This is a genomic window from Kitasatospora sp. NPDC029312 (assembly GCF_055569215.1).
Window position 1 is genome coordinate 28,372 of record NZ_JBVHXY010000011.1, and the last position, 19,857, is coordinate 48,228.

Genomic DNA, 19,857 nt, shown 5'->3' on the forward strand with positions numbered 1-19,857 from the left:
GAGACGCCGTTGGCTCCGGCGGCGAACACCTCCAGCCGGCCGTCCGCCGAACGCGCCGACACCACCCGCCCGGACTGCGCCGGATACACCAACGGGGCGGGGCGCGGGCCGGTTCCCGGGGTGCACGGCATGGTGATGCCGCGGTCCGCGAGGTAGGGGATCGGGTCGGTGCGCACCGTCGCGTTCGCGTCCGCCCAGACCCGCAGGTGCAGGTGCGGGCCTTCGGAGGTGCCCTCGCTGCCGACCAGCGCGATCAGTTGGCCCGCCGTGACGTGGTCACCGGTGGCGACCTCCCGCTCGCGCATGTGCCCGTACTCGGTGATGGTGCCGTCCGGGTGGAGGATCCGGATCCACTGGCCGTAGCCCTGCGCCGGCCCGGAGACCAACACCTCGCCGTCGCCGACCGCGTAGATCGGGGCGCCGTAGCCGTTGGCGATGTCGATGCCGTTGTGCTCCGGGGTGTAGCCCTGGGAGATGTACCCCGCGGTCGGGCAGGACGCCGCGAACCCGGTGGCCGCGGCGGGTGCGGCGAGCGCGGCGGGGGCGACCGGCGCGGCGACGGGCAGCAGCAGGGCGGCGGCGGCCAGGCCCAGGCGCGCGGCCCGGCGCGAGAGGGAGGGGAACACCGGGGCGCCCCTCATGCCTTGCGCCGGCGGGCGCCGTGCCCGCCGGCGGACCTGGGGATGCTCCTGCGGGTGGGGTGGTGCGCGGTCAACGTGACCTCCTGAAGGCGCGTGGCGGCGGCCCGTCCGGACCGCCAGGGTGTCGAGCGGTTGGGACGGTAGCCACGCGCCGCGCGGCGCAGAACCCGGAACCATACGGACTGACAGGGAGCGGGCCGATCGGCGAGACTGTTCTCTTCTCTCCCGGCGCCCCGAAACACCCGGCCCGCCTGACGGAGCCGGCCGAGCCGGCCCGGCCCGGCGGCCCGGGCCGGAGCTGACGCCCCGCCGCACGGGCCGGAACCGCCCGGGCGGCGGCGTCATTCCTCGAACGGGGCGGAGAGCAGCAGATCCTCCACGGTGGGCACGCGGAAGTCCGGGAGGTGGCGACGGCCGACCTCGGCGAACGGGTGCATGAGTTCCGCCATCGGCTTCGTGCGGCACAGCGACAGGATGTCGTCCAGCGCCGCCTCCTTGAACCCCGCCCGGGGGAAGGCGGAGAGCACCTCCGCGAGGGCGTCGGGCGGGAGCTGATCCAGGCCGTTCCCGGTGAAGTCGAGTCCGGAGCCGACACAGATCATGGCGATCTCCGGCCGCTTCCGCGTCGCGATGCCGACGCTGGTGTGCAGGGCGATGGCGTCCCAGACCAGCGCCGTGCGCGAGGCGCCCACGTTGCGTTGCTCCAGGAACCGCTGCGCCGCGTCGGCACCGTCGACCTCGAAGCGCTCGGTGGGCGTCCGGAACTCCTCGACCAGCCCGAGGTCGTGCAGGAGCGCGGCGACGAACACCAGCTCGCGGTCGTACCGGACGCCGCGCCGCTCGAACAGCAGGGCGCCGAAGAGGTAGGTCCGCATGAGGTGGTTGAAGAGCGTCTCTGGGCACGTCCTCCGTGCGAACGCCACGGTGGCGCGGGTCAGTTCGGTGTCAGGCACACGGATTCCCGCCACCGTCGCGGGCAGGGCGCCGCGAGGGTGGGTGGCAGCAGTGCCTGGCCCCGGCGCAGTGCCTGGCCCGGAGGCAGGGCGGGCTCCGGCACCGGGCGTGGTGAATGCCGTGACGGAGAGGGCGGACGCCATGCCGGCGGCGATTCCGGCACCGCGCCGCAGCACCGTGCGGCGGGTGGTGGCGGACGCGCCCTCGCTCGTGTCGCTCACGCGTGAATCCTTTCTCCCGTTCAGAGTTGATGTTGAGAGGCTATGAACCGTGCCGCGGACCGAACAGCGGTGAAATCGCCCGGGATGCTCTGATTCTCGCCACCGGGGCCTGCGCCACCGGTGGTTCTTGGGAGAGTGGGTGCGGCTGAGCATCCGGCTGGAACTGAGGAGTCACACGTGCACACCGTCGCGGTCCTGGCGCTCGAGCGGGTCATCCCGTTCGATCTGGCCACGCCCCTGGAGCTCTTCGGCCGGGTCCGGCTTCCCGACGGGCGCCCCGCCTACCAGGTGCGGGTGTGCGGCCCGGTCCCGCAGGTCCCGGCCGAGGGCTTCACGATCGCCGCGCCGTGGGGCTTGGACGGGCTGGCGGACGCCGACACGGTGATCGTGCCCGGGCGGGCGGAAGGCGCGCCCGCGCCGGACGAGGAGGTGGTGGCACTCCTGCGCCGGACGGCGGCCCGGGGCGCGAGGATCGCCTCCATCTGCGCCGGGGCCTTCGACCTCGCCGCGACGGGCCTGCTCGACGGCCTGCCCGCGACCACCCACTGGGCCGCCGCCGACGAACTGGCTCGGCGCCACCCCGCGGTGGAAGTGCGCCCCGACGTCCTCTACGTCGACAACGGTCAACTGCTGACGTCCGCCGGCGCCTCGGCCGGGCTCGACCTGTGCCTGCACATGATCCGCCGTGACTTCGGCTCCGCAGTGGCCTCCGACGCGGCCCGCCTGGCCGTCACCCCGCTGGAACGCGAGGGCGGCCAGGCCCAGTTCATCGTCCGCCCCAGGCCGGCGGTCCCGCAGGGCTCGACCCTGGAACCGGTGCTCGCCTGGATGGAGGAGCACCTCGGCGACCCGCTCACGCTCGGTCTCCTGGCGCGCCGCAGCGGCATGAGCGGACGGAGCTTCAGCCGCCGGTTCCGCGAGCAGACCGGCACCACCCCGCTGCAGTGGCTGCTGCGGGCCCGCGTGCGGCAGGCGCAGTTCCTGCTCGAGAACACCGACCACACGATCAGCCGCATCGCGGGCCAGACCGGCTTCGGATCGCCGACCGCCTTCCGCGAACGCTTCAAGCGTGTCGTCGGGATCTCCCCGAAGGGGTACCGCGCCACCTTCCGCAGCAGCGGAGGCCCCGGCGGAGGCACGGGCGCGCTCGGGCGGAGGGGCTGAGGGGCGCTCCGCCAGCCCGCCAGCCCGTCCGGCCCGTCCGTCCCTTCGCGCTACTCGGCCTTGCCCGCCGGAACCGGTCCCGCAGGGCCTCGCCGCCCGGGGCGAGCGGTTACGGCCGCGCGGACCGGCTCACCTCGCCGGGACCTGCGCGACCGCCGGCGCGAGGACCTGCTCGCACCACTCGCGGAAGGTCGTCGGGCTCGCGGTCTGCGGCGTGCGCCGCACGCCCGCGTCGAGGCCGTCGTCCTTGGCGCGCATCATGTCGAGGTAGCCCTGCACGAGCGCCTCCCCGACACCGCGCCCGGCGAGTGCGGTGCGGAACGCATCCGGTGTCTGCCGCTCGTAGCGGATCGGGCGGCCGAGCACCTCGGAGATGATCCGCGCCAGGTCGTTCGGCGAAAGGTCCTCGGGCCCCAGCACCGGGACGTCGCCCGTCCCCGTCCACGGGCGGTCGAGCAGGAGGTCGGCGGCGGCCGAGGCGATGTCCCGGGTGGCGGCCATCGGCGCCTTCCGGTCGGCCTCGACCAGGTCGGTGAACACACCGTGGTCGCGGATCGCGGCCACCTGCCGCAGCAGGTTGTCCATGAACGTCGGGTTGGCGAGCGCCCGGTAGGCCACGCCCGTGCCCGCGATCAGGTCGTCCATGGCCAGCGAGGCCGTCACGTGCCCGGCGCGGTCGGCGACGGGGGTGCCCCGGCCGAGCGCCGAGACGCCGACGACGTGGCCGACTCCATGGGTCGTGAAGGCCTTCGCGGCGGCGTCGGTGAACCCGGAGTACACGGCGTCCAGGCTCGGTGCCTGTCGGTTCGAGGGCACCAGCCAGAAGACGGCGTCCGCGTCGGCGAAGGCCCGGTCGACGACCGGCGCGTCGCCGTGCGAGCCGGTGACCACGTCGACGCGGGCGCGGACCGTCTCGGGGAGCTTCCCGGGGTCACGGACGACGACGCGCAGGTCCTCGCGGTGCGGGCCGTTCTCGTTGAGGAGGATGTCCAGGAGCCGGCTGCCGATCTGGCCGGTGGGAGCGGTGATGACAATCATGCGACGAGTCTCGGCGCGGCCCTCCGAGGCGTCCAATACCCTTCCCGGCGATTGATGCCTTCCGGGTATGACGGGTATGACGGGTACGGCGGGTATGACGGGTACGGCGGGTATGGCGCCCGTTGGGCGGAGCGGGCGGGCTCCGCCCGGGGCGAACGCCGGCGGGTCAGGGCAGCAGGGGCTTGCGCGCCGTCAGGGTCACCGTCGCCGGGCCGAGGTCCATGAATCCCGGTGCGGCGAGGGCGCCCAGGACGGTACTGACGGCGTCCGGGCCGATGCCCGGCCGGGTGGCCAGGACGTCCGCGATGTGTTCGATCGTCAGGCGCCAGCAGCGGCCCATGGGGGTGTCGTGGGCGACCGTGGAGCAGGTGGCGGAGTACTCGATCTCGTCCAGGCCGAGCGCGGTGGCGTGGCGGGGGAGGTCCAGGGCCCACTCGGTGTCCGTGCCGACCAACTCCCCGAGGAACTCGAACACGCCGAGGGAGACCTTCCGGTACGCGGTGTCACGCGCCGCCGCCAGGGCGAAGTGGGCGACCTCCTCCAGGACGAGGCGTCCGCCCGGCGCCAGGGAGCGGACCAGGCCAGTCAACACGCGGTCGCGGTCCGCGAGATGGGTGAGGACGTAGCGGGTGTGGACGAGGTCGAAGGTGTTCTCGGGCAGCGGGTCACGGGTGATGTCGTGCCGGACGATCCTCAGGTTGGCCGGGCGGTGCGGCTCGCGTTCGATCAGCTGGGTGGTGAGGTCGGTCGCGGTGACCTCGCCCTCGGGGAAGCGCTCCGCCATCCAGCGGGCGACCGTCCCCGCACCGGCGCCGAGTTCCAGGCAGCGGGCGTTCGGCGGCAGGGCGAGGCCGCTGATCGTCGCGAAGGAGGCGGGGTCCAACGCCTCGGCCAGGGCCTCAAGCCGCTCCTGCTCGTTGTCGGCGCCGTGGCCGAAGTAACGGTCCCCGTACCGCTCTTCATGGGTGGTGGTCACCGGTCGCCTCCTCGGGTCGCGGGAGGCCCTAACGGCTTGACGCGAGTCATCGCTATGGCGTTCATGGTTCGTACCGTACCTGTCGGGTCGTGGCTGATCGATGGTGCTGCGGACGGCCGTCGAGCAGCCGCCCGCCCGGGGCGGGGGCCGTGCGCGGAGGGTCGACAGCGGGTGCGCGCAGAGTGCGGCGCGCGGTCGCACGGCGGCTGGTTCCGACACCTCGTGCGGGCCGGCCCGCAGCACGGCCACCCTCTCCTGGCATGGCCGAGAACTCGCCGGTCTTCAGGCCTTCAGGGCGAGTTGAGCGAGGAAGGTGCCGGCAGCCACCCGGTTGACGGGGGTGCGGTCATCCGGGTGGCTGCCGGGTCCGGTCGTCAGCCGGCGTGGAGCGCGCCGCGCAGGGTGCGGACGGCCAGGTCGATGGCGGCCTCGGCGGCGTGCGTCCCGCGCAGCGCGTTGAGCATCACGAAGTCGTGGATGATGCCCTGGAAGCGGACGGCGGTGACCGGGACGCCGGCGGCGCGGAGCTTGTTGGCGTAGGCCTCGCCCTCGTCCCGCAGGACATCGGCCTCGCCGGTGATCACGAGGGCCGGCGGCAGCCCGGTGAGTTGCTCGGTGGTGGCGCGCAGCGGAGAGGCGGTGATCTCGGCGCGCTGGGCCGGGTCGGTGGTGTACTGGTCCCAGAACCACTGCATGCCGTCGCGGCGCAGGAAGTAGCCGGTGGCGAACTGCTGGTAGGAGGCGGTGTCGAAGCCGGCGTCGGTCACCGGGTAGAAGAGCACCTGGTGGGTCAGCGGCACATCGCCGCGCTCCTTGGCCATCAGCGTCAGCGCGGCGCTCATGTTCCCGCCGACCGAGTCGCCGGCGACCGCCAGCCGGGTGCCGTCGAGGCGCTGGTCGGCCCCCTGCTCGACGATCCACCGGGCGACGGCGTAGTTCTGCTCGATGGCGACGGGGTAGCGCGCCTCGGGAGACAGCGCGTACTCGGGGAACACCACGGCGGCGTCCGCGCCGACGGCCAGTTCCCGGACCAGCCGGTCGTGGGTGTGGGCGTTGCCGAACACCCAGCCCGCGCCGTGGATGTACAGGATCACCGGCAGGGCGCTCTCGGCACCGGCCGGCTTCACTATGCGGACCCGGACGCTTCCGGTCGGCCCGCCCTGGACGGTGATCCACTGCTCGTCGACGGCCGGCCGGGCGATCTCGCCGGACTGCACCTCGTCGACGGCCTTGCGGCCCTCGGCCGGCGCCAGGTCGAACAGGTACGGGGGCTCGGCGGTGGCCTGCGCGAAGGCGGCGGCGGCCGGTTCGAGAACCGGCTGGACCGGAGGGTAGGTGTCCGTCATGTCATGTCTCCCGGAGGGATGATGGAGCTCGGCGGGCGGGTGTCGGAACGGCTGCGCGCGAGTCCGCGCACCTGAGCCGTGCCCGTCACGGTAGGCGAGCCTGGCGGGGGCGGCTTGCCCCTGAGCGCCCCGGTGGCGGCCGTTCCGTGCACCGTCCGCGCTCCCGGCCGTCGCGGCGGGCCCCGGCCACCGCTACGGCCCGTGATCCGGCGCCAGGTCGCGCGACGCCAGGCCGATGAAGTCCGCCTGGTCGCGCGTGGGCCAGAGCCGGGGCACGGACGAACAACCCGCCGCCGCGGCGGACCGTAGCGTTCCCGACGTGCCGGCGGTACCACGCCGGCAGCGAAACCGCCTGCGGCTGCCGGCCGAGGAACGCCCGTGCCGCGGCGCCGACTTCACGCGCGCGCCGCGTCAGAGACACACCGCCCCATCAGCCGCCACCCGTGCGCGGTGCCCCCGGGTTCGGAACGGCGGCGAACGGGGACGGGCGGCCGGGCGACAGGCGGCATTGCTCGCCAAGTACCCACCTATCAAGGGAGTTCAGCCATGTCAGGTTCCGACAAGCCGACCGTCGTCCTCGTCCACGGCGCCTTCGCCGACGCCTCCAGTTACGCCCGGGTCATCCCGGAGCTGCTCGCCCGCGGCCTGGACGTGGTCGCCCCGGCCGTCCCCAACCGCAGCCTGATCGGCGACGCCGCGTACATCGCCTCCGTGGTCCGGCAGATCCCGGGCCCGGTCGTCCTGGTCGGCCACTCCTACGGCGGTGCCGTGATCACGGTGGCGGGCACCGAGGACAACGTCACGGCGCTGGTGTACCTGGCGGGTTACGCCCTGGAGGAGGGTGAAAGCCTCGGTGAACTCCAGGGGCGCTTCCCGGATTCCGACCTGGCCGCCGCGCTCGTCTACACCCCCTTCCCGATCGAAGGCTCGGCGGACACCGGAACCGACGTCTCGGTCGAGACCGACGAGTTCCCCGCGATCTTCGCGGCCGACGTCGACTCCGGCCTCGCCGCCGTCCTGGCCCGCTCCCAGCGTCCGCTCGCCGCACGGGCGTTCGCCGAGCCCGCCCCGGCCGCGGCCTGGAAGACCAAGCCCTCCTGGGGCCTGGTCGCCTCCGCCGACCACACCATCAACCCCGACGTCGAGCGCTACGGCTACCAGCGGGCCGGCATGACCACCGTCGAAGTCGACTCCTCGCACCTGGTGATGCTCGCCCACCCGGGCCGCGTGGTCGAGCTGATCGAGGAAGCCGTCCGGGCCACCTCCCGCTGATCCGCGCCCACCCCCCTTCGGCCCGGCCGGCTCCGACCGGGCCGAACGGCGGCGGTTGGCGGCGTGAACCCCGCCGCCGCTCCCCGGAAACCAGCGGCCGCCGTGCCCGGCGGCCGCCCACCACTCCGAAGAAGGAAAGAGCGAATCCCCATGCCCACGTTCCTGACCGGCAAGCGCGCCGGCCTCCTGGTCTCGGCCGTCGCGGCCGCCCTCGCCGTCACCGCGGCCGGCCCCGCCACCACCGCGACGGCCGCCGCGGGACCGGACGTCCGGTTCATCGCACACCTGGACATCGCCGACGGGCAGCGCCCGGAGAACATCACCCTGGAGCCCGGCGGCAGCGCCGTCGTCACCTTCGCCTTCAGCCGACAGATCGCCCGCATCGGCCGGGACGGCACCGTGCGCGTTCTCGCGACGATGCCCGAGCCTCCCGCCGGCTCCAGCACGCCCGCCCTGTCGTCACCGTTCCTCGGCGGAGTCGTCCGCGCCCACGACGGCACCCTGTACTTCCTCTACGCCACCGGCAGCGACGACCTGACGGGCCTCTGGGGCCTGCGGCCCGGCGGCACGCCGGAGCGCATCGCCGCGCTGCCCGCCGCCGGCCTGCCCAACGGGCTGGCGCTCGACCCGAGCGAGCGCGACCTCTACGTGGCCGACTCGGTCCTGGGCGCGGTCTGGCGGGTGCCGAGCGGCGGAGGCACGCCCACCCGCTGGGCCACCGGGCCGGGACTGGCCGCCGTGAAGTTCCTCGGAGCCAACGGCATCAAGATCCACGACGGTGCGGTCTGGGTCTCCAACCTGGACAAGGGGACGGTGCTGCGCATCCCGCTCACCCGGGGCGGCACCGCCGGTCCCGTCGAGACCCGGGCGACCGGCCTGGTCGACATCGACGACTTCGCGTTCACCGGCTGCGGGGACACCCTGCTGGCCGCGATCAACGCGGACAACGAGGTCGCCCTCGTCCGGCCGGACGGCAGCCACACCGTCGTGCTGACCGGCGCGGACGGTCTGGAGAACCCGACCTCCCTCGCCGTCCAGGGCACCACCGCCTACATCGCCAACGGGGCGTACTTCACCAACCACGACCCCAACCTCCTGGCCGTCCGGATCCCCGACGGCAGGTAGGGGCCGCCCCAGGCAACGGCACCGCCCACCCGACACAGCGCAGCGACACCGCACACTGCCCCGTTCGAGAGGACTTCCCAATCGTGATCAAGCCCGACACCGGCCCGACACCGGCCGCCTCGGTGCCCTTCGACCCCGACGCGTTCCTGGTCGTTCCCGCCAGGACGTTCGAAGACCTGCGCATCGGCGAGGTCTTCCGCGCCCCCAGCCGCACGCTCACGGACGCCCATGCGGCAGCCTTCCAGACGGTGTCCGCGGACAACCACCCCGTGCACTACGACGCCGAGTGGGCGCGGCGGCACGGCCACGCCGCGCCGGTGGTGCACGGCCTTCAGGTGCTCGCCTTCACCGCGCCGGGAGCGACGCTCTTCCCGCACTTCATCGGTGAGGTCTTCATCGGCTTCGTCGAGCTGTCCTGCACCTTCCTGGCCGAGGTGCACTCCGGGGACACCCTGTACCCGCAGCTCACCGTCACCGGCCTGGAACCGGAGGGCGACAACGGGATCGTGGTCACCGAGGCCACCATCCACAACCAGCGCGGCGAACTCGTGCTGTCGGGGCAGCACAAGTACCTGCTGCGACGCCGGGGCGGGCCGGAGGAGTAGAGCGGGGAGACGCCGTAGGCGCAGTTGCCCGCCGCAAGCGCGGCGGGCAACTGCGCATGCAGAAGAACTCCGGTACCCCGTACGGGAGTTCTTCTGCACATGTCGACGACGCTCCGGCTTGCGGCCGCCGTGGTGGTCACAGGCCGAAGCGGCCGCGCTGCGCCTCGGGGACCAGGTCGACGTACTCCGGGTGCTTGCCGATCCAGCCGCGGATGAACGGGCAGTAGGGGAGGACCGCGAGCCCCTGCTCCCGGACGGCGTCCAGGGCGGCCCGGGCGAGGGCACCCGCGAGGCCGCGCCCGGCGAAAGCCGGGTCGATCTCGGTGTGGATGAAGGCGATCTCGTTCTCGTACCGGTGGTACTCGGCGAAACCGGCGAGCTCGCCGTCCTCGGTGATCTCGAACCGCGACCGGTCGGGGTTGTCCGCGATGGTGGTCGTCATGGTTCCTCCTGCTGTCGGGCTGCGGGCGGGGGCCCGGGCTGCCATTTAATTTATCATTCAACTAGATGGTGATCAAGTACACCGCTGCCCGGGCATCGGCCGCCCCTCCGCGCCGCTCCGGCCTCAACTGCCCTCCGCGCCGCTCCGGCCTCAACTGCCCAGCGCCACGCGATGTCCACCGGAAACGGCACCGCGGGGCGGGTCGCGGGTGGGCCGGGCGAGTCACAGTCGCACCAGGGGGGTGTCCACCAGGTGCTCCGCGAGGAACCACACCTGCGCCTCGCCGGTACGGACGACCTGCGACACCAGCAGGTCGTTCGTCCCGTCGTCGCCGAGCGCCGCCACCCTGGACGCGGCGTCGCGGGCGTCGACGAGGATGGCTTCGTGCGCCGACAGCAGCCGGGACAGCATCGCCGGCACCTCCTCGACGCCGTCCGGCGGGCGCGGGACGGTGGTGAGCTCCGCGACGTGCCGCGGGTCGCCGACGGCGACCCCGCCCAGGGCCTGGATCCGCTCGGCGACCGCGTCCACCAGCGCCAGTTGCTCGTCCGCGTGCTTGTCCAGCAGCAGGTGCAGCTGGTAGAAGGTCGCCCCGCGCACCAGCCAGTGGTGCTTCTTGTAGAGGGAGTACAGGATCCGGGTGTCCGCGAGTACCTGGTTGAGCCGCTGGCAGGCGTAGAGGCGGGCGTCGCGGGTCAGGCCGAGCGGCAGTTGGCTGACGGTGCCGAACTCCTGGATCTCCCCGCCCTTCTGGTGCAGCAGCGGCTGGCTGCTCCCGGTGGTGTGCGGGTGGTCGGACTGGCTCATGGGAGCTCCCGGGTGCGTGGTCGGCGGATGGGTGGTCCCACGGTAGGAGCGCGCGCGGAGTGGGCTTGTTCCAGGAGCGCACCGACTGTTGCCACTGGGCGCCCCGGCGCGCGCCCGGGCGAACGCAAGCCCGCCCCAGGGGTCAACCGCGCGGGCGGGGGAGGAACGCGCGCGGTTGACCCCCGGAGCTCGTGATCCCGAGCCGCCGACTGCCTGCCGGCCGCCGTGTGCGTCACGGCGCCAGCGGGCCCCCCGGGGCGAGGGCCAGGTCCGCGAAGCGCCCGGCGATCACGCGGTGGGCCTCCGCGGAGGGGTGGAGGCCGTCGGGCAGCGGGTGGGCCTCGTACTCCGGCTCGCCGTAGAGCGAGAGCCCGTCCAGATAGTGCAGCTCGGGGTCGCCGTCGGCCCTGCGCTCGCCGACGATGCGGGCCAGTTCCTCGCGGATGACGGTGAGGGTGAGACGGCCGGCGGCGCGTTCGGACGGGTCGCCGGTGGCGCGGAAGCGGAGGGTGCCGGTGCTGAAGTCGGGGGCGAGCGGGCCCGGGGTGTCCTCCTGGATCGGGCAGAGCAGCGGGGAGACGACGAGCAGCGGCGTGGTCGGGTGGCCGTCGCGGATGGTGTCCAGGAAGCCGTGGACGGCCGGGGTGAAGGCGCGCAGCCTCATCACGTCGGTGTTCACGAGGTTGATGCCGAGCTTCAGGCTGATCAGGTCCGCGGGGGTGTCGCGGATCGTGCGGGCCGTGAAGGGGTCGAGCAGGGCGCTGCCGCCGAAGCCGAGGTTGGTGAGGTCCAGCCCCGCGCCGATGGCCGCCAGGGCGGGCCAGGTGCCGGTCGGGTGACCGGCGTTGGAGCCGTGGCTGATCGAACTCCCGTGGTGCAGCCAGCGCTTGCGCGTACCCGCCGGGACGGTTTCGATCGGAGCGTCCGTGTCGAGGGCGATCAGCTCGGTCGTCTCGGTGTGCGGGAGCCAGATCTCGACGGTCTTGTCGCCTGCCGGAAGACCGGTGAACCGCGCGGTGCCGGCGGGCCCTTCGGTCAGCTCGAAGCGGTTGGTGGCGAGGTCGACGGTGCGCAGGTTGCCGCCGGGGACGGTGGTCTGCGCGGTGAGCCGCCCGTCCACGAGGAGGTCGTACACCCCGTCGGGCACCTGGGACACGCCGGGGTAGGCGCGCTTGGTGGGGACGGCGTGCAGCGTGACCGCGGTGGCTCGGGTGCGGAAGGCCAGGCGGATGCCGGAGGGCTGGGACTCGGCCATGGCGAGCTGCTCGTCCGGTACCTGTCGGCGGGCGCGGGCGGGCAGTCGGTGCGGGAGCAGCCCGCGGCGGGTCTGCTCGGTGTCGAGGTGGCCGTGGAGGAGGTCCTCGGTGACGGGGGTGGTGATGCTGGTCATGGCGCCCTTCGGGTCGTCGTGCGGTGCAGAGGGCGCCGCGTGGTGTGCCGGGTGGATCGCGCCGCACCGGCCTTGAGGGCCTTCAGGCTCGCCGCAAGCGGTCTCGCCATTGCCCTACGAGAAGTATGGAATTACCTAGGCTAATTAGGCAAGTGCCAAACGCTCAGGTGCGGCTGTCCGCCTCGCCGCCGAGCCGCTGGAGCAGTCCGAGCAGCGTGGCGCGGTCCTCGGCCGGCAGGGGGGCGAAGCAGTCGGCGAGCACCTCGTCGGCGACCCGGTGCCCGGCGGCGAGGACCTGTCTGCCGGCGGGTGTGAGGTGGTGGTCGATGCGCCGCCCGTGCCCCGGTCGGCGCTCGATCAGGCCCTGGGCCGACAGGCGGCCGGCCAGCGTGCCGAAGGCCTGCTCGCTCTGGAAGGTCGCGGCGGAGAGGGTGCGGGCCGAGGCCCCGGGCAGGCGGTCGATCGCGCGCAGGGCGTCCCACTGGGCCAGCGTCGTGCCGACGGCGGCCAGTGCGGAGTCGAGCGCCCGGTGCTGCCGGTACTGCGCCTGCTTGACCGCTCTTCCGAGAACCTGCAGCTCACCATGCATGGACCGAGTCTAGGGCGACTCCGCCTGGCGACCAAGCTAGCTTATATAAGGATATTTAGTTACGCTGCGGCCATGACCCTTCACAACACCACCGTCATCCACGGCGACCTGCCCCTCACCGTCTCCGAGGCCGGCCGGGGCAGGCCGGTCCTATTGCTGCACGGCGGCGGAGGCCCGCGCACGGTCGTGGGCCTCGCCGAGCACCTCTCCCGCAGTGCGCACGTCATCGCGCCGACCCACCCCGGCTGGAACGGCACTCCCCGCCCCGACTGGCTGGCCGGCGTCGACGACCTCGCCCTCTACTACCTGCGCATGCTGCACGAGCGCGGGCTGGAGGACGTCCTGGTCGTCGGCTCCTCGCTGGGCGGCTGGACCGCCGCCGAGATGGCCGTCCTCGACACGGCCGGGATCGTCACCGGCCTCGTCCTGATCAACGCCGTCGGGGTGCGGATCGAGGGCGAGCCGATCACCGACTTCTTCACCCTCGACGCCCGCTCCGCCGCCGAGCACTCCTGGCACGACCCCGACCGCTTCTACACCGACTTCGCCGACCTCCCCGCCGAGCAGGTCGCCGCCCAGCGGGCCAACATCGCCACCATGCGCGTCCTCGCGGCCGACCCCTACATGTACGACCCCAAACTGCTCCACCGCCTCCCGCGCGTCCAGGTGCCCGCCCTCGTGCTGTGGGGCGAGAGCGACCGCATCGCCACGCCGGCCTACGGCGCGGCGTACGCGAAGGCCTTCGGCAACGGGCGCTTCGAGCTCATCGCCAAGGCGGGCCACCTCCCGCAGATCGAACAGCCGGAGGCGACCTTCGCCGCGGTCGACGCCCATCTGCGCGGGGCGGAGTGACCTGCCGCAAGGCGAGACCGGCCGGCGCCGTGCCCGGCGTGCGGCAGCAGGCGCGCGTGCTGCCGCGCATCACGCTCGGCAGGCACCGCCCGCCGTCACACCGGCTGAGCCGCGAGCCCGGCGGCCGGGTCGCCCAGTAGCACGGCCCGGCCGGAGCCGTCGCGCCCGTAGTCCCGGTCGTGGCCGAGGTGCCCCTCGTGGCCGGGATGCCCGTCGAGCCCGGCGTCGACCGGGCAGTACTCCTCCCAGGCGGGGAACGGATCGTCGTACCCGCCCCAGGCGGCCGCTCCTGCCGTCAGCTCGTCCGCCGCCAGCAGGCAGCCGTCGAGCGCGGTGCGCAGTGCGTCCTCGCGCAGCCCGATGCCGATGAAGACCAGCTCCTGCCCGCGGGAGAGGACCTCGGAGGCGTCCAGTGGCTGGGCGGTGTGCACACCGGAGGGCTCGAAGCGGGCGACCGAACCGGCCTGTGACCAGAGCCCGGTGACGGACGGCCGGGAGGCGAGCCAGAAGAAGCCCTTGGAGCGCAGGACGGCCCCGAACTCCCCGCCGTCGAGGCGGCTGCTGACGAGATCCCAGAGACGTGCGGGGTGGAACGGCCGGTCCGCCCGGTACACCAGGCTGGAGATCCCGTACTCCTCGGTCTCGGGCACGTGGTCGCCGTTGAGCTCGGCGACCCAGCCGGGCGCCTCCTGGGCACGGGCGACGTCGAAGCGGCCGGTGCCGAGGACCTCGGCGGCCGGGACGAGGCCGAAGGTGGACCGGATGATCCGGGCGGCCGGGTTCAGGCGGCTGAGCGTGGCCGCCAGCCGGTCCGCCTCCTCGGGGGTGACCAGGTCGCTCTTGTTGACGATGATCACGTCCGCGAACTCGACCTGGTCCATGAGCAGATCGCTGATGGTGCGCTCGTCGTCCTCGTACTGGTCCAGGCCGCGTTCGACGAGTTCGTCCCCGGCTCGCAGCTCGGGCAGGAAGTTGGCGGCGTCCACCACGGTGACCATGGTGTCCAGCCGGGCGAGGTCGCCGAGCGTGGCGCCGTCGTCCCGGGCGAAGGAGAAGGTGGCCGCGACGGGCATGGGCTCGGAGATGCCGCTCGACTCGATGAGCAGGTAGTCGAAGCGCCCGGCGCGGGCGAGCCGGTCGACCTCCTCCAGGAGGTCGTCGCGCAGGGTGCAGCAGATGCAGCCGTTGGTCATCTCGACCAGCCGCTCCTCGGTCCGCGACAGTGCGCCGCCGTCCCGGACCAGGGACGCGTCGATGTTGATCTCGCTCATGTCGTTGACGATGACCGCGACGCGCAGGCCGTCACGGTTGTTGAGGAGGTGGTTGAGCAGGGTGGTCTTGCCCGCGCCGAGGAAGCCGGACAGGACGGTGACGGGAAGCCGCTCGGGCGCGGAGGGCCCGGTCACGAGCCGGCCTTGCGGCTGGTGATGCCGTAGCGGCGCTCGAAGCGCTCGACCCGGCCGGCGGTGTCCATGACGCGGGACTTGCCGGTGTAGAAGGGGTGGCTGGCCGAGGAGATCTCGACGTCGATGACGGGGTACGTGTTGCCGTCCTCCCACTCGACCGTCTTGCTGCTGGTGGCGGTCGACCGGGTGAGGAAGGCGAGGCCGCCGGCGTTGTCGCGGAAGACGACGGGGCGGTACTCGGGGTGGATGCCGGGCTTCATGGGTGTGCTCCTGTCGGTCGTGGCGGGTGGGTGGGGGTGGTGGTCGTGCTCAGCGCTCTTCGCGGAAGTCGACGTGCCGCCGCACGACCGGGTCGTACTTGCGCAGGACCATGCGGTCCGGGTCGTTTCGGCGGTTCTTGCGGGTCACGTAGGTGTAGCCGGTGCCCGCGGTGGAGCGGAGCTTGATGATCGGGCGCAGTTCGTTGCGTGCCATGAGTCCTCCTCGGATCGACGACGACTATAGCAACATGAAATCCATTTTCATCTGGGTTAGTCTTCGGGGAGCAGGCGGAGCCCGGCGCCCGCCCTTGCGCGGCGCCTTGTCACGCCCGCGTCCACCCGCCCAGCCCCACCGTCCAGCCCGGAGCCCCCGCATGCCCGCCCACCGCCAGTAGAGGAGGTCCTCGTGTCCCAGAACCTCAAACTCCCGGTCGTCGTGGTCGCCGGCCTCCACGAGGGCGAACGCCGCCGGACCGTGAACGAGTTGCTGCACGGCGGTGTCGACGCCGTCGTGCTCCACCACGACCTGCGCAACGCGCCCCCCTCGGCACCGTGTACCGCGAACTGCGCGACGCCCGACGCCGGTTCGGGTCCGCCGAGATCCCACTGACCAACGACTGCCCGTGCTGCGCGCTCCGCGAGGACCTACTGCCCGAGCCGGCCCGGATCGCGGACGCCCGGCAGTACGGACTCGCCGTGGTCGAGCTGTGGGGCGGTAGCGACCCGCACCCGGCCGTCGAGCTGATCGCGGGCGGCGAGGTCGACGACCGCTGCCTGCACGAGCTGGTCGAACTCGCCGGCGTCGTCACGGCGGTGGACCCGCAGCGGGTGACGGGCGAACTGTCCGTACCGGACGACCTGGCCGAACACGGCCTGCAGACCAGCCCCGACGACACCCGCACCCGCGCCGAGACGCTCGCCCACCAGGTCGAGTACGCCACCGTCCTGGCCGTTCCGCAGGCCGACCGCGAAGGCGACACCCCCGAGCGCCGGGCCGGCCTCGCGATGCTCCGCCAGCTCCACCCCACCGCCCGCACCGTACGACTGGGAACGGGCGAACTGACCCGCGCGGCGCTCGGCGGCTTCGACGTCGCCGCCGCCCGCGACCGGGTCAACCCCGCGCTGGCCCTGCTGCCCCAAGAATTTTCTTCAACTCGTTGATCGGAGAACCCGGATGGCCAAACGCCAAGGTGCCGGACGGCCGGCCAGGCCCCGCCCGAACCCCCTCATCGAGGCCGGCATCGCCTACATCGACTACAAGGACACCAACCTGCTGCGGAAGTTCATCTCCGACCGGGGCAAGATCCGCAGCCGCCGGGTCACCCGGCTCACCGTCCAGCAGCAACGGGCGATGGCCCGGGCGATCAAGAACGCCCGGGAGATGGCCCTGCTGCCGTACTCCTCCACGGCCCGCTGAACCCGCCGCGGAACGAGCCCGTCGGCCCGGCCGCCGTGCCCGCCCCCGGGGACCGCCGGCTGCCTCAGGCCTCGTGGTCGTAGGCCACTGTCACCGGCGCGTGGTCGCTCCAGCGTTCGGCGTGGGTGTCGGCGCGCTCGACGTAGGCCTCGACGGCCCTGGCGGCGAGGCCCGGGGTGGCGACCTGGAGGTCGATCCTCCAGCCGGAGTCGTTGTCGAAGGCACGGCCGCGGTAGGACCACCAGGAGTAGGGGCCGGTGCGGTCGGGGTGGAGGGCGCGGACGACGTCGACGTAGCCGGCCTCGTCGTAGACGCGGGAGAGCCAGGCGCGTTCTTCGGGGAGGAAGCCGGCGGACTTCTGGTTGGCCCGCCAGTTCTTGAGGTCCTCGGGGCGGTGGGCGATGTTCCAGTCGCCGCAGATCACGACTTCGCGGCCGTCGGCGGCGGCGCGGGCGCGCAGGGCGGTGAGGTGGAGGAGGAATTCCGCCATGAAGCGTTCCTTCTCGTCCTGGCGTTCGGTGCCCACTTCGCCGGAGGGGAGGTAAAGGCTGGCGATGGTCAGACCGGGCAGGTCGATTTCGACGTATCTGCCCGAATTGTCGAATTCCGCCGACCCGAATCCGATCGCGGTGCGCTCGGGCTGTCGGCGGGAGAGGACGGCGACGCCGGCCCGGCCCTTGGCGGCGGAGGGGGCCCAGACCGCGTGCCAGCCGTCCAGGTCGCGCAGTTCCACGGGCAGTTGACCGGGCTCGGAGCGCACCTCCTGGAGGCAGATCACGTCCGCCTCGGTTCCGGCCAGCCATTCGACGAAGCCTTTCCTGGCCGCCGCCCGGATTCCGTTCACATTCACACTCGTCACCACGATCACCCGGGCAGCCTACCGACTGGCCTGGTCGGCCCCGAAGCGTGACGCGCTCCGGCGGGCGGCGGACCCCCGGTCAACTGCTGTCGTGAATGGCCGTGGTGAACGGCTGTCGTGAACGCGGCATGAATCTCCGCGACAGTCGCATCAAGCGGTGCCATTGGTCTTGACCATCTCCCGAGACAGCACCTAGGGTCGCTTACTGCAAGGACCTTTAATAAAGAAGGACGGATAAAGGCCCGCTCTCCCACCTGCCGCAACAGCGGGCAGCGGGCCCGGGATCCGCCCTTCTTGTCAGGGCGGACGACAGCAGGGTGGAGGACAGGGTGGGAACGACAGGACGGCTTTCGCCGGTGCCGGAGCCGAAGTACTGGCACCTGCGCACGGTGCTGCTGCGAGCCATCGACTCGGAGTTCTCCACCGGCCAGGTCCTGCCGAACGAGCGCGAGCTCTCCGCCCGCTTCGGGGTCGCCCGGGCCACGCTGCGGCAGGCGCTCGACCAGCTGGAGCTGGAGGGCCGCCTGGTCCGCCGCCGGGGGATCGGCACGCTGGTCGCCGCGCCGCGGGTCGGCGTCCCGGTGAACCGGCAGGAGGAGGGCTGGCCCGGCGCCGGGCGCAGCCAGGCCTGGCGCACCGTCGACTGCACCACCGCCCCCGCCTCCGCGCAGCTGGCCAAGGACCTGGGGATCGCCGAGGGCGCCACCGTGCACACCGTCCGCCGGGTCCGCATGGTCGAGGGCCGCGCGATGGCGAGCGAGTCGCTGCACGTCCCGGCGTCCGCGCTGCCGCACCTGCCCGGGTTCCGGGCCGAGAGCGACCGCGCCCGTTCGGTGCTGCGCCAGTTGGAGCGCCTGGAGGTGGACGGCGAGTCCCGCGCCGTCGAGCTGGGCGTCGCCGAGGCCGAGGAGGCCCAGCTGCTGGAGCGGCCGCCGGGCACCCCGGTGCTGGTGCTGACCACCCACTACGCCTCGGCGGGCCGGCTGGTGGCGCTGTCCGTCTCCACCTACCGGGCGGACACCTGCAAGTTGACCTTCGGCGAGGCCGGCCTGGTCGAGGTCACCCCGGTCAGCGCGGTCGGCGCGGGCGCCGAGGTCCGCACCGCCTCCTGAAGCCTTTTCCGACACCCTCAGGCACCGGCCCGGACGTCCATGTGACGTCCGGGCCGGTGCCGTTGAGAAGGGAGGGCGGAAGGGGCGGCGGGCGCAGACGGGCTCCGCCCGCCGGTCAGATCCGGGGCGGGTCGACGGCGAAGAGCTGGTCCTCGACGTGGTCCAGGGCGACCCGCAGGGCTCCCATCGCGACGACCTCCGAGCCCAGCGCCGCCAGCGCCACCTCCGGGGCGCGCAGGGTGAACTGGGCCAGCCGCTCGCGCAGCGGCTCCAGCACGCCGTCCAGCCCGGCCGCCCAGCCGCCGATCACCACCAGCTGCGGGTCGATGGCCAGCACCAGCGCCGCGACGCCCTGCACCAGGCGGGTGAGGAAGCGGTCCATGGCGACCTTGGCCACCTCGTCGCCCTCCCTGGCCAGCCGCAGCACGCGGGCGACCGCCGCCTCGTCCAGCGGGTTGAGCGGCTTGCCGGTGGTGGAGAGCAGCCGCTCCGGGGTGACCTCCTGGCCGAGCAGGTGCAGGGCGCCGATCTCGCCGGCCGCGCCGCCGTAGCCGCGGTGCAGCTTGCCGTTGATCAGCGAGCCGGCGCCGGGGCTCAGACCCGCCATCACGAAGACCACGTCGTCGGCGCCGACGGCCGAGCCCTGCCAGTGCTCGGCGATGGCGGCGAGGTTGGCGTCGTTCTCGATCAGGACGGGGCAGCGGAAGGAGCGGCGCAGCCGGGCGCCGAGGTCCAGGCCGGTCCAGCCGGGCATCGCCGTGCCGAGCCGGATCGTGCCCTCGCGGTCCACGATGCCGGGGGTGCCGATGCCGACGGCCCACAGGTTGTCCCGGGAGACGCCGGCCTTGCGCAGCACCTCGGCGACGGCGGTGCGGACGGCGGCGAGCCGGTCCTCGGCGTCGAGGGTCTCGTCGACCGGCTTGAAGTGACTGCCCACCACCTCGCCGGCGAGGTCGGCCAGGATGACCCGGATGTCGTGCACACCGACCTCGATGCCGAGGATGTGCCCGGCCTCGGCGCGGAAGCGGAACCAGCGGGCCGGGCGGCCGCGGCGGCCGGTGCCCGGCTGGCCCTCTTCCCGGGGCTGTTCGACCTCGGCCACCAGTCCGGTCTCGACCAGCCCCTCGATGACGCCTTCGACGGTCGGCCGGGAGAGGCCGGTCTCACCGACGAGCTGAGTGAGGGTCACGGAGTGGCCGGCCCGCAGCGCCCGAAGCGTGACCGCCGCGTTGATCCGCCGCAGCAGCGAGGAGTCTCCTCCGGTGAGCCGATCCGCCAATGCGATGCCCTTCGCCGTTCGCGCGACTGCCCTGGCGCGCGGTGTCGAGTGCGCGGAGCCCACCGAATGGCCCGCGGGGTCGTGCCCCCGGAACGCGGCACG

The 19,857-nt window shown here is 73.1% G+C and carries 23 protein-coding genes; 9 read left to right on the forward strand and 14 right to left on the reverse strand.

The genetic code is table 11. From position 1 onward, the window contains the following. Together ACZ4WV_RS11735 and ACZ4WV_RS11740 are read right to left on the reverse strand one after the other, a co-directional pair. Nucleotides 1-626: M23 family metallopeptidase (locus tag ACZ4WV_RS11735; RefSeq protein ID WP_465745333.1), on the reverse strand; the 626-nt coding region annotated here is incomplete at its 3' end. 356 nt (nucleotides 627-982) lie between these two features. Further along, nucleotides 983-1,594 (reverse strand): HD domain-containing protein, encoded by a 612-nt coding sequence (locus ACZ4WV_RS11740; RefSeq protein ID WP_465745335.1) that lies wholly within the window; start codon nucleotides 1,592-1,594, stop codon nucleotides 983-985. Between the two features lie 399 nt (nucleotides 1,595-1,993). Between ACZ4WV_RS11740 and ACZ4WV_RS11745 the strand changes: the two genes are divergently transcribed. After that, on the forward strand, nucleotides 1,994-2,980 hold the full coding sequence (locus tag ACZ4WV_RS11745; protein ID WP_465745337.1) for a GlxA family transcriptional regulator: 987 nt from the start codon (nucleotides 1,994-1,996) through the stop codon (nucleotides 2,978-2,980). Between the two features lie 129 nt (nucleotides 2,981-3,109). Here ACZ4WV_RS11745 and ACZ4WV_RS11750 read toward each other — a convergent pair whose 3' ends face one another. The 3 genes from ACZ4WV_RS11750 to ACZ4WV_RS11760 form a co-directional block, all read right to left on the reverse strand. Beyond that, entirely contained in the window at nucleotides 3,110-4,018 is a 909-nt protein-coding gene (locus ACZ4WV_RS11750; RefSeq protein WP_465745340.1) for an NAD(P)H-binding protein, read from the reverse strand. Between the two features lie 166 nt (nucleotides 4,019-4,184). Further along, the gene (locus ACZ4WV_RS11755) at nucleotides 4,185-4,994 is read right to left on the reverse strand and encodes a class I SAM-dependent methyltransferase (RefSeq protein WP_465745342.1); all 810 of its coding nucleotides are present in this window, start codon (nucleotides 4,992-4,994) and stop codon (nucleotides 4,185-4,187) included. Nucleotides 4,995-5,368: 374 nt separating this feature from the next. Continuing rightward, the gene (locus tag ACZ4WV_RS11760) at nucleotides 5,369-6,340 is read right to left on the reverse strand and encodes an alpha/beta hydrolase (RefSeq protein WP_465745344.1); all 972 of its coding nucleotides are present in this window, start codon (nucleotides 6,338-6,340) and stop codon (nucleotides 5,369-5,371) included. A 546-nt stretch (nucleotides 6,341-6,886) separates the two neighbouring features. On the opposite strand from ACZ4WV_RS11760, the gene ACZ4WV_RS11765 reads away from it, so the two are divergent. The 3 genes from ACZ4WV_RS11765 (at nucleotide 6,887) to ACZ4WV_RS11775 (ending at nucleotide 9,342) form a co-directional block, all read left to right on the forward strand. Then, nucleotides 6,887-7,612: an alpha/beta fold hydrolase gene (locus tag ACZ4WV_RS11765; RefSeq protein ID WP_465745346.1), complete on the forward strand. Its 726-nt coding sequence runs from the start codon at nucleotides 6,887-6,889 to the stop codon at nucleotides 7,610-7,612. Between the two features lie 150 nt (nucleotides 7,613-7,762). Further along, a complete protein-coding gene (locus ACZ4WV_RS11770; RefSeq protein ID WP_465745348.1) occupies nucleotides 7,763-8,737 on the forward strand; it encodes a hypothetical protein in 975 nt (324 codons plus the stop codon). Between the two features lie 83 nt (nucleotides 8,738-8,820). After that, nucleotides 8,821-9,342: a MaoC family dehydratase gene (locus ACZ4WV_RS11775; protein WP_465745350.1), complete on the forward strand. Its 522-nt coding sequence runs from the start codon at nucleotides 8,821-8,823 to the stop codon at nucleotides 9,340-9,342. A gap of 136 nt (nucleotides 9,343-9,478) precedes the next feature. Here the strand turns inward: ACZ4WV_RS11775 and ACZ4WV_RS11780 are convergent, their stop codons facing one another. The 4 genes from ACZ4WV_RS11780 to ACZ4WV_RS11795 all read right to left on the reverse strand — a co-directional run bounded on the left by ACZ4WV_RS11780 (nucleotide 9,479) and on the right by ACZ4WV_RS11795 (nucleotide 12,570). Then, complete coding sequence (locus ACZ4WV_RS11780; RefSeq protein ID WP_465745352.1) at nucleotides 9,479-9,784, reverse strand: GNAT family N-acetyltransferase; 306 nt, start codon at nucleotides 9,782-9,784, stop codon at nucleotides 9,479-9,481. Between the two features lie 222 nt (nucleotides 9,785-10,006). Further along, nucleotides 10,007-10,591, reverse strand: coding sequence for a Dps family protein (locus ACZ4WV_RS11785; protein WP_465745354.1), 585 nt, complete (start codon nucleotides 10,589-10,591; stop codon nucleotides 10,007-10,009). Nucleotides 10,592-10,823: 232 nt separating this feature from the next. Further along, nucleotides 10,824-11,981, reverse strand: a complete 1,158-nt coding sequence (locus tag ACZ4WV_RS11790) for a GDSL-type esterase/lipase family protein (protein WP_465745356.1) — start codon at nucleotides 11,979-11,981, stop codon at nucleotides 10,824-10,826. Between the two features lie 163 nt (nucleotides 11,982-12,144). Next, a complete protein-coding gene (locus ACZ4WV_RS11795; RefSeq protein WP_465745358.1) occupies nucleotides 12,145-12,570 on the reverse strand; it encodes a MarR family winged helix-turn-helix transcriptional regulator in 426 nt (141 codons plus the stop codon). 72 nt (nucleotides 12,571-12,642) lie between these two features. Here ACZ4WV_RS11795 and ACZ4WV_RS11800 point away from each other — a divergent pair, with 72 nt between their 5' ends. Then, nucleotides 12,643-13,422, forward strand: a complete 780-nt coding sequence (locus ACZ4WV_RS11800) for an alpha/beta fold hydrolase (RefSeq protein WP_465745360.1) — start codon at nucleotides 12,643-12,645, stop codon at nucleotides 13,420-13,422. Nucleotides 13,423-13,517: 95 nt separating this feature from the next. On the opposite strand, the gene ACZ4WV_RS11805 is transcribed toward ACZ4WV_RS11800, so the two are convergent. Genes ACZ4WV_RS11805 through rpmG form a run of 3 tightly spaced genes read right to left on the reverse strand, consistent with a single transcriptional unit; the run spans nucleotide 13,518 to nucleotide 15,302 of the window. Next, complete coding sequence (locus ACZ4WV_RS11805) at nucleotides 13,518-14,828, reverse strand: GTP-binding protein (RefSeq protein WP_465745362.1); 1,311 nt, start codon at nucleotides 14,826-14,828, stop codon at nucleotides 13,518-13,520. Then, nucleotides 14,825-15,088, reverse strand: a complete 264-nt coding sequence (locus ACZ4WV_RS11810) for a type B 50S ribosomal protein L31 (RefSeq protein WP_465745364.1) — start codon at nucleotides 15,086-15,088, stop codon at nucleotides 14,825-14,827. Before ACZ4WV_RS11810 ends, ACZ4WV_RS11805 begins: the two co-directional genes overlap by 4 nt. A gap of 49 nt (nucleotides 15,089-15,137) precedes the next feature. Further along, nucleotides 15,138-15,302: a 50S ribosomal protein L33 gene (gene rpmG / locus ACZ4WV_RS11815; protein WP_465745366.1), complete on the reverse strand. Its 165-nt coding sequence runs from the start codon at nucleotides 15,300-15,302 to the stop codon at nucleotides 15,138-15,140. A gap of 192 nt (nucleotides 15,303-15,494) precedes the next feature. Between rpmG and ACZ4WV_RS11820 the strand changes: the two genes are divergently transcribed. From ACZ4WV_RS11820 to rpsR, 3 genes are read left to right on the forward strand one after another with little or no spacing between them, the layout of a single operon-like run. Beyond that, entirely contained in the window at nucleotides 15,495-15,698 is a 204-nt protein-coding gene (locus tag ACZ4WV_RS11820; RefSeq protein ID WP_465745368.1) for a hypothetical protein, read from the forward strand. Further along, a complete protein-coding gene (locus ACZ4WV_RS11825) occupies nucleotides 15,641-16,249 on the forward strand; it encodes a GTP-binding protein (RefSeq protein ID WP_465745370.1) in 609 nt (202 codons plus the stop codon). The genes ACZ4WV_RS11820 and ACZ4WV_RS11825 overlap by 58 nt, the downstream gene beginning before the upstream one ends. A 13-nt stretch (nucleotides 16,250-16,262) precedes the next feature. Beyond that, nucleotides 16,263-16,505 (forward strand): 30S ribosomal protein S18, encoded by a 243-nt coding sequence (rpsR, locus tag ACZ4WV_RS11830; protein WP_465745372.1) that lies wholly within the window; start codon nucleotides 16,263-16,265, stop codon nucleotides 16,503-16,505. A 64-nt stretch (nucleotides 16,506-16,569) separates the two neighbouring features. Here rpsR and ACZ4WV_RS11835 read toward each other — a convergent pair whose 3' ends face one another. After that, nucleotides 16,570-17,373 carry an exodeoxyribonuclease III gene (locus tag ACZ4WV_RS11835; RefSeq protein ID WP_465745374.1) on the reverse strand — a complete coding sequence of 268 codons (804 nt, stop codon included), beginning with the start codon at nucleotides 17,371-17,373 and terminating at the stop codon, nucleotides 16,570-16,572. 320 nt (nucleotides 17,374-17,693) lie between these two features. On the opposite strand from ACZ4WV_RS11835, the gene ACZ4WV_RS11840 reads away from it, so the two are divergent. Continuing rightward, nucleotides 17,694-18,476 (forward strand): GntR family transcriptional regulator, encoded by a 783-nt coding sequence (locus ACZ4WV_RS11840; protein WP_465745376.1) that lies wholly within the window; start codon nucleotides 17,694-17,696, stop codon nucleotides 18,474-18,476. Between the two features lie 115 nt (nucleotides 18,477-18,591). Here ACZ4WV_RS11840 and ACZ4WV_RS11845 read toward each other — a convergent pair whose 3' ends face one another. Further along, entirely contained in the window at nucleotides 18,592-19,755 is a 1,164-nt protein-coding gene (locus tag ACZ4WV_RS11845) for an ROK family protein (protein ID WP_465745378.1), read from the reverse strand. Nucleotides 19,756-19,857: the final 102 nt, after the last annotated feature.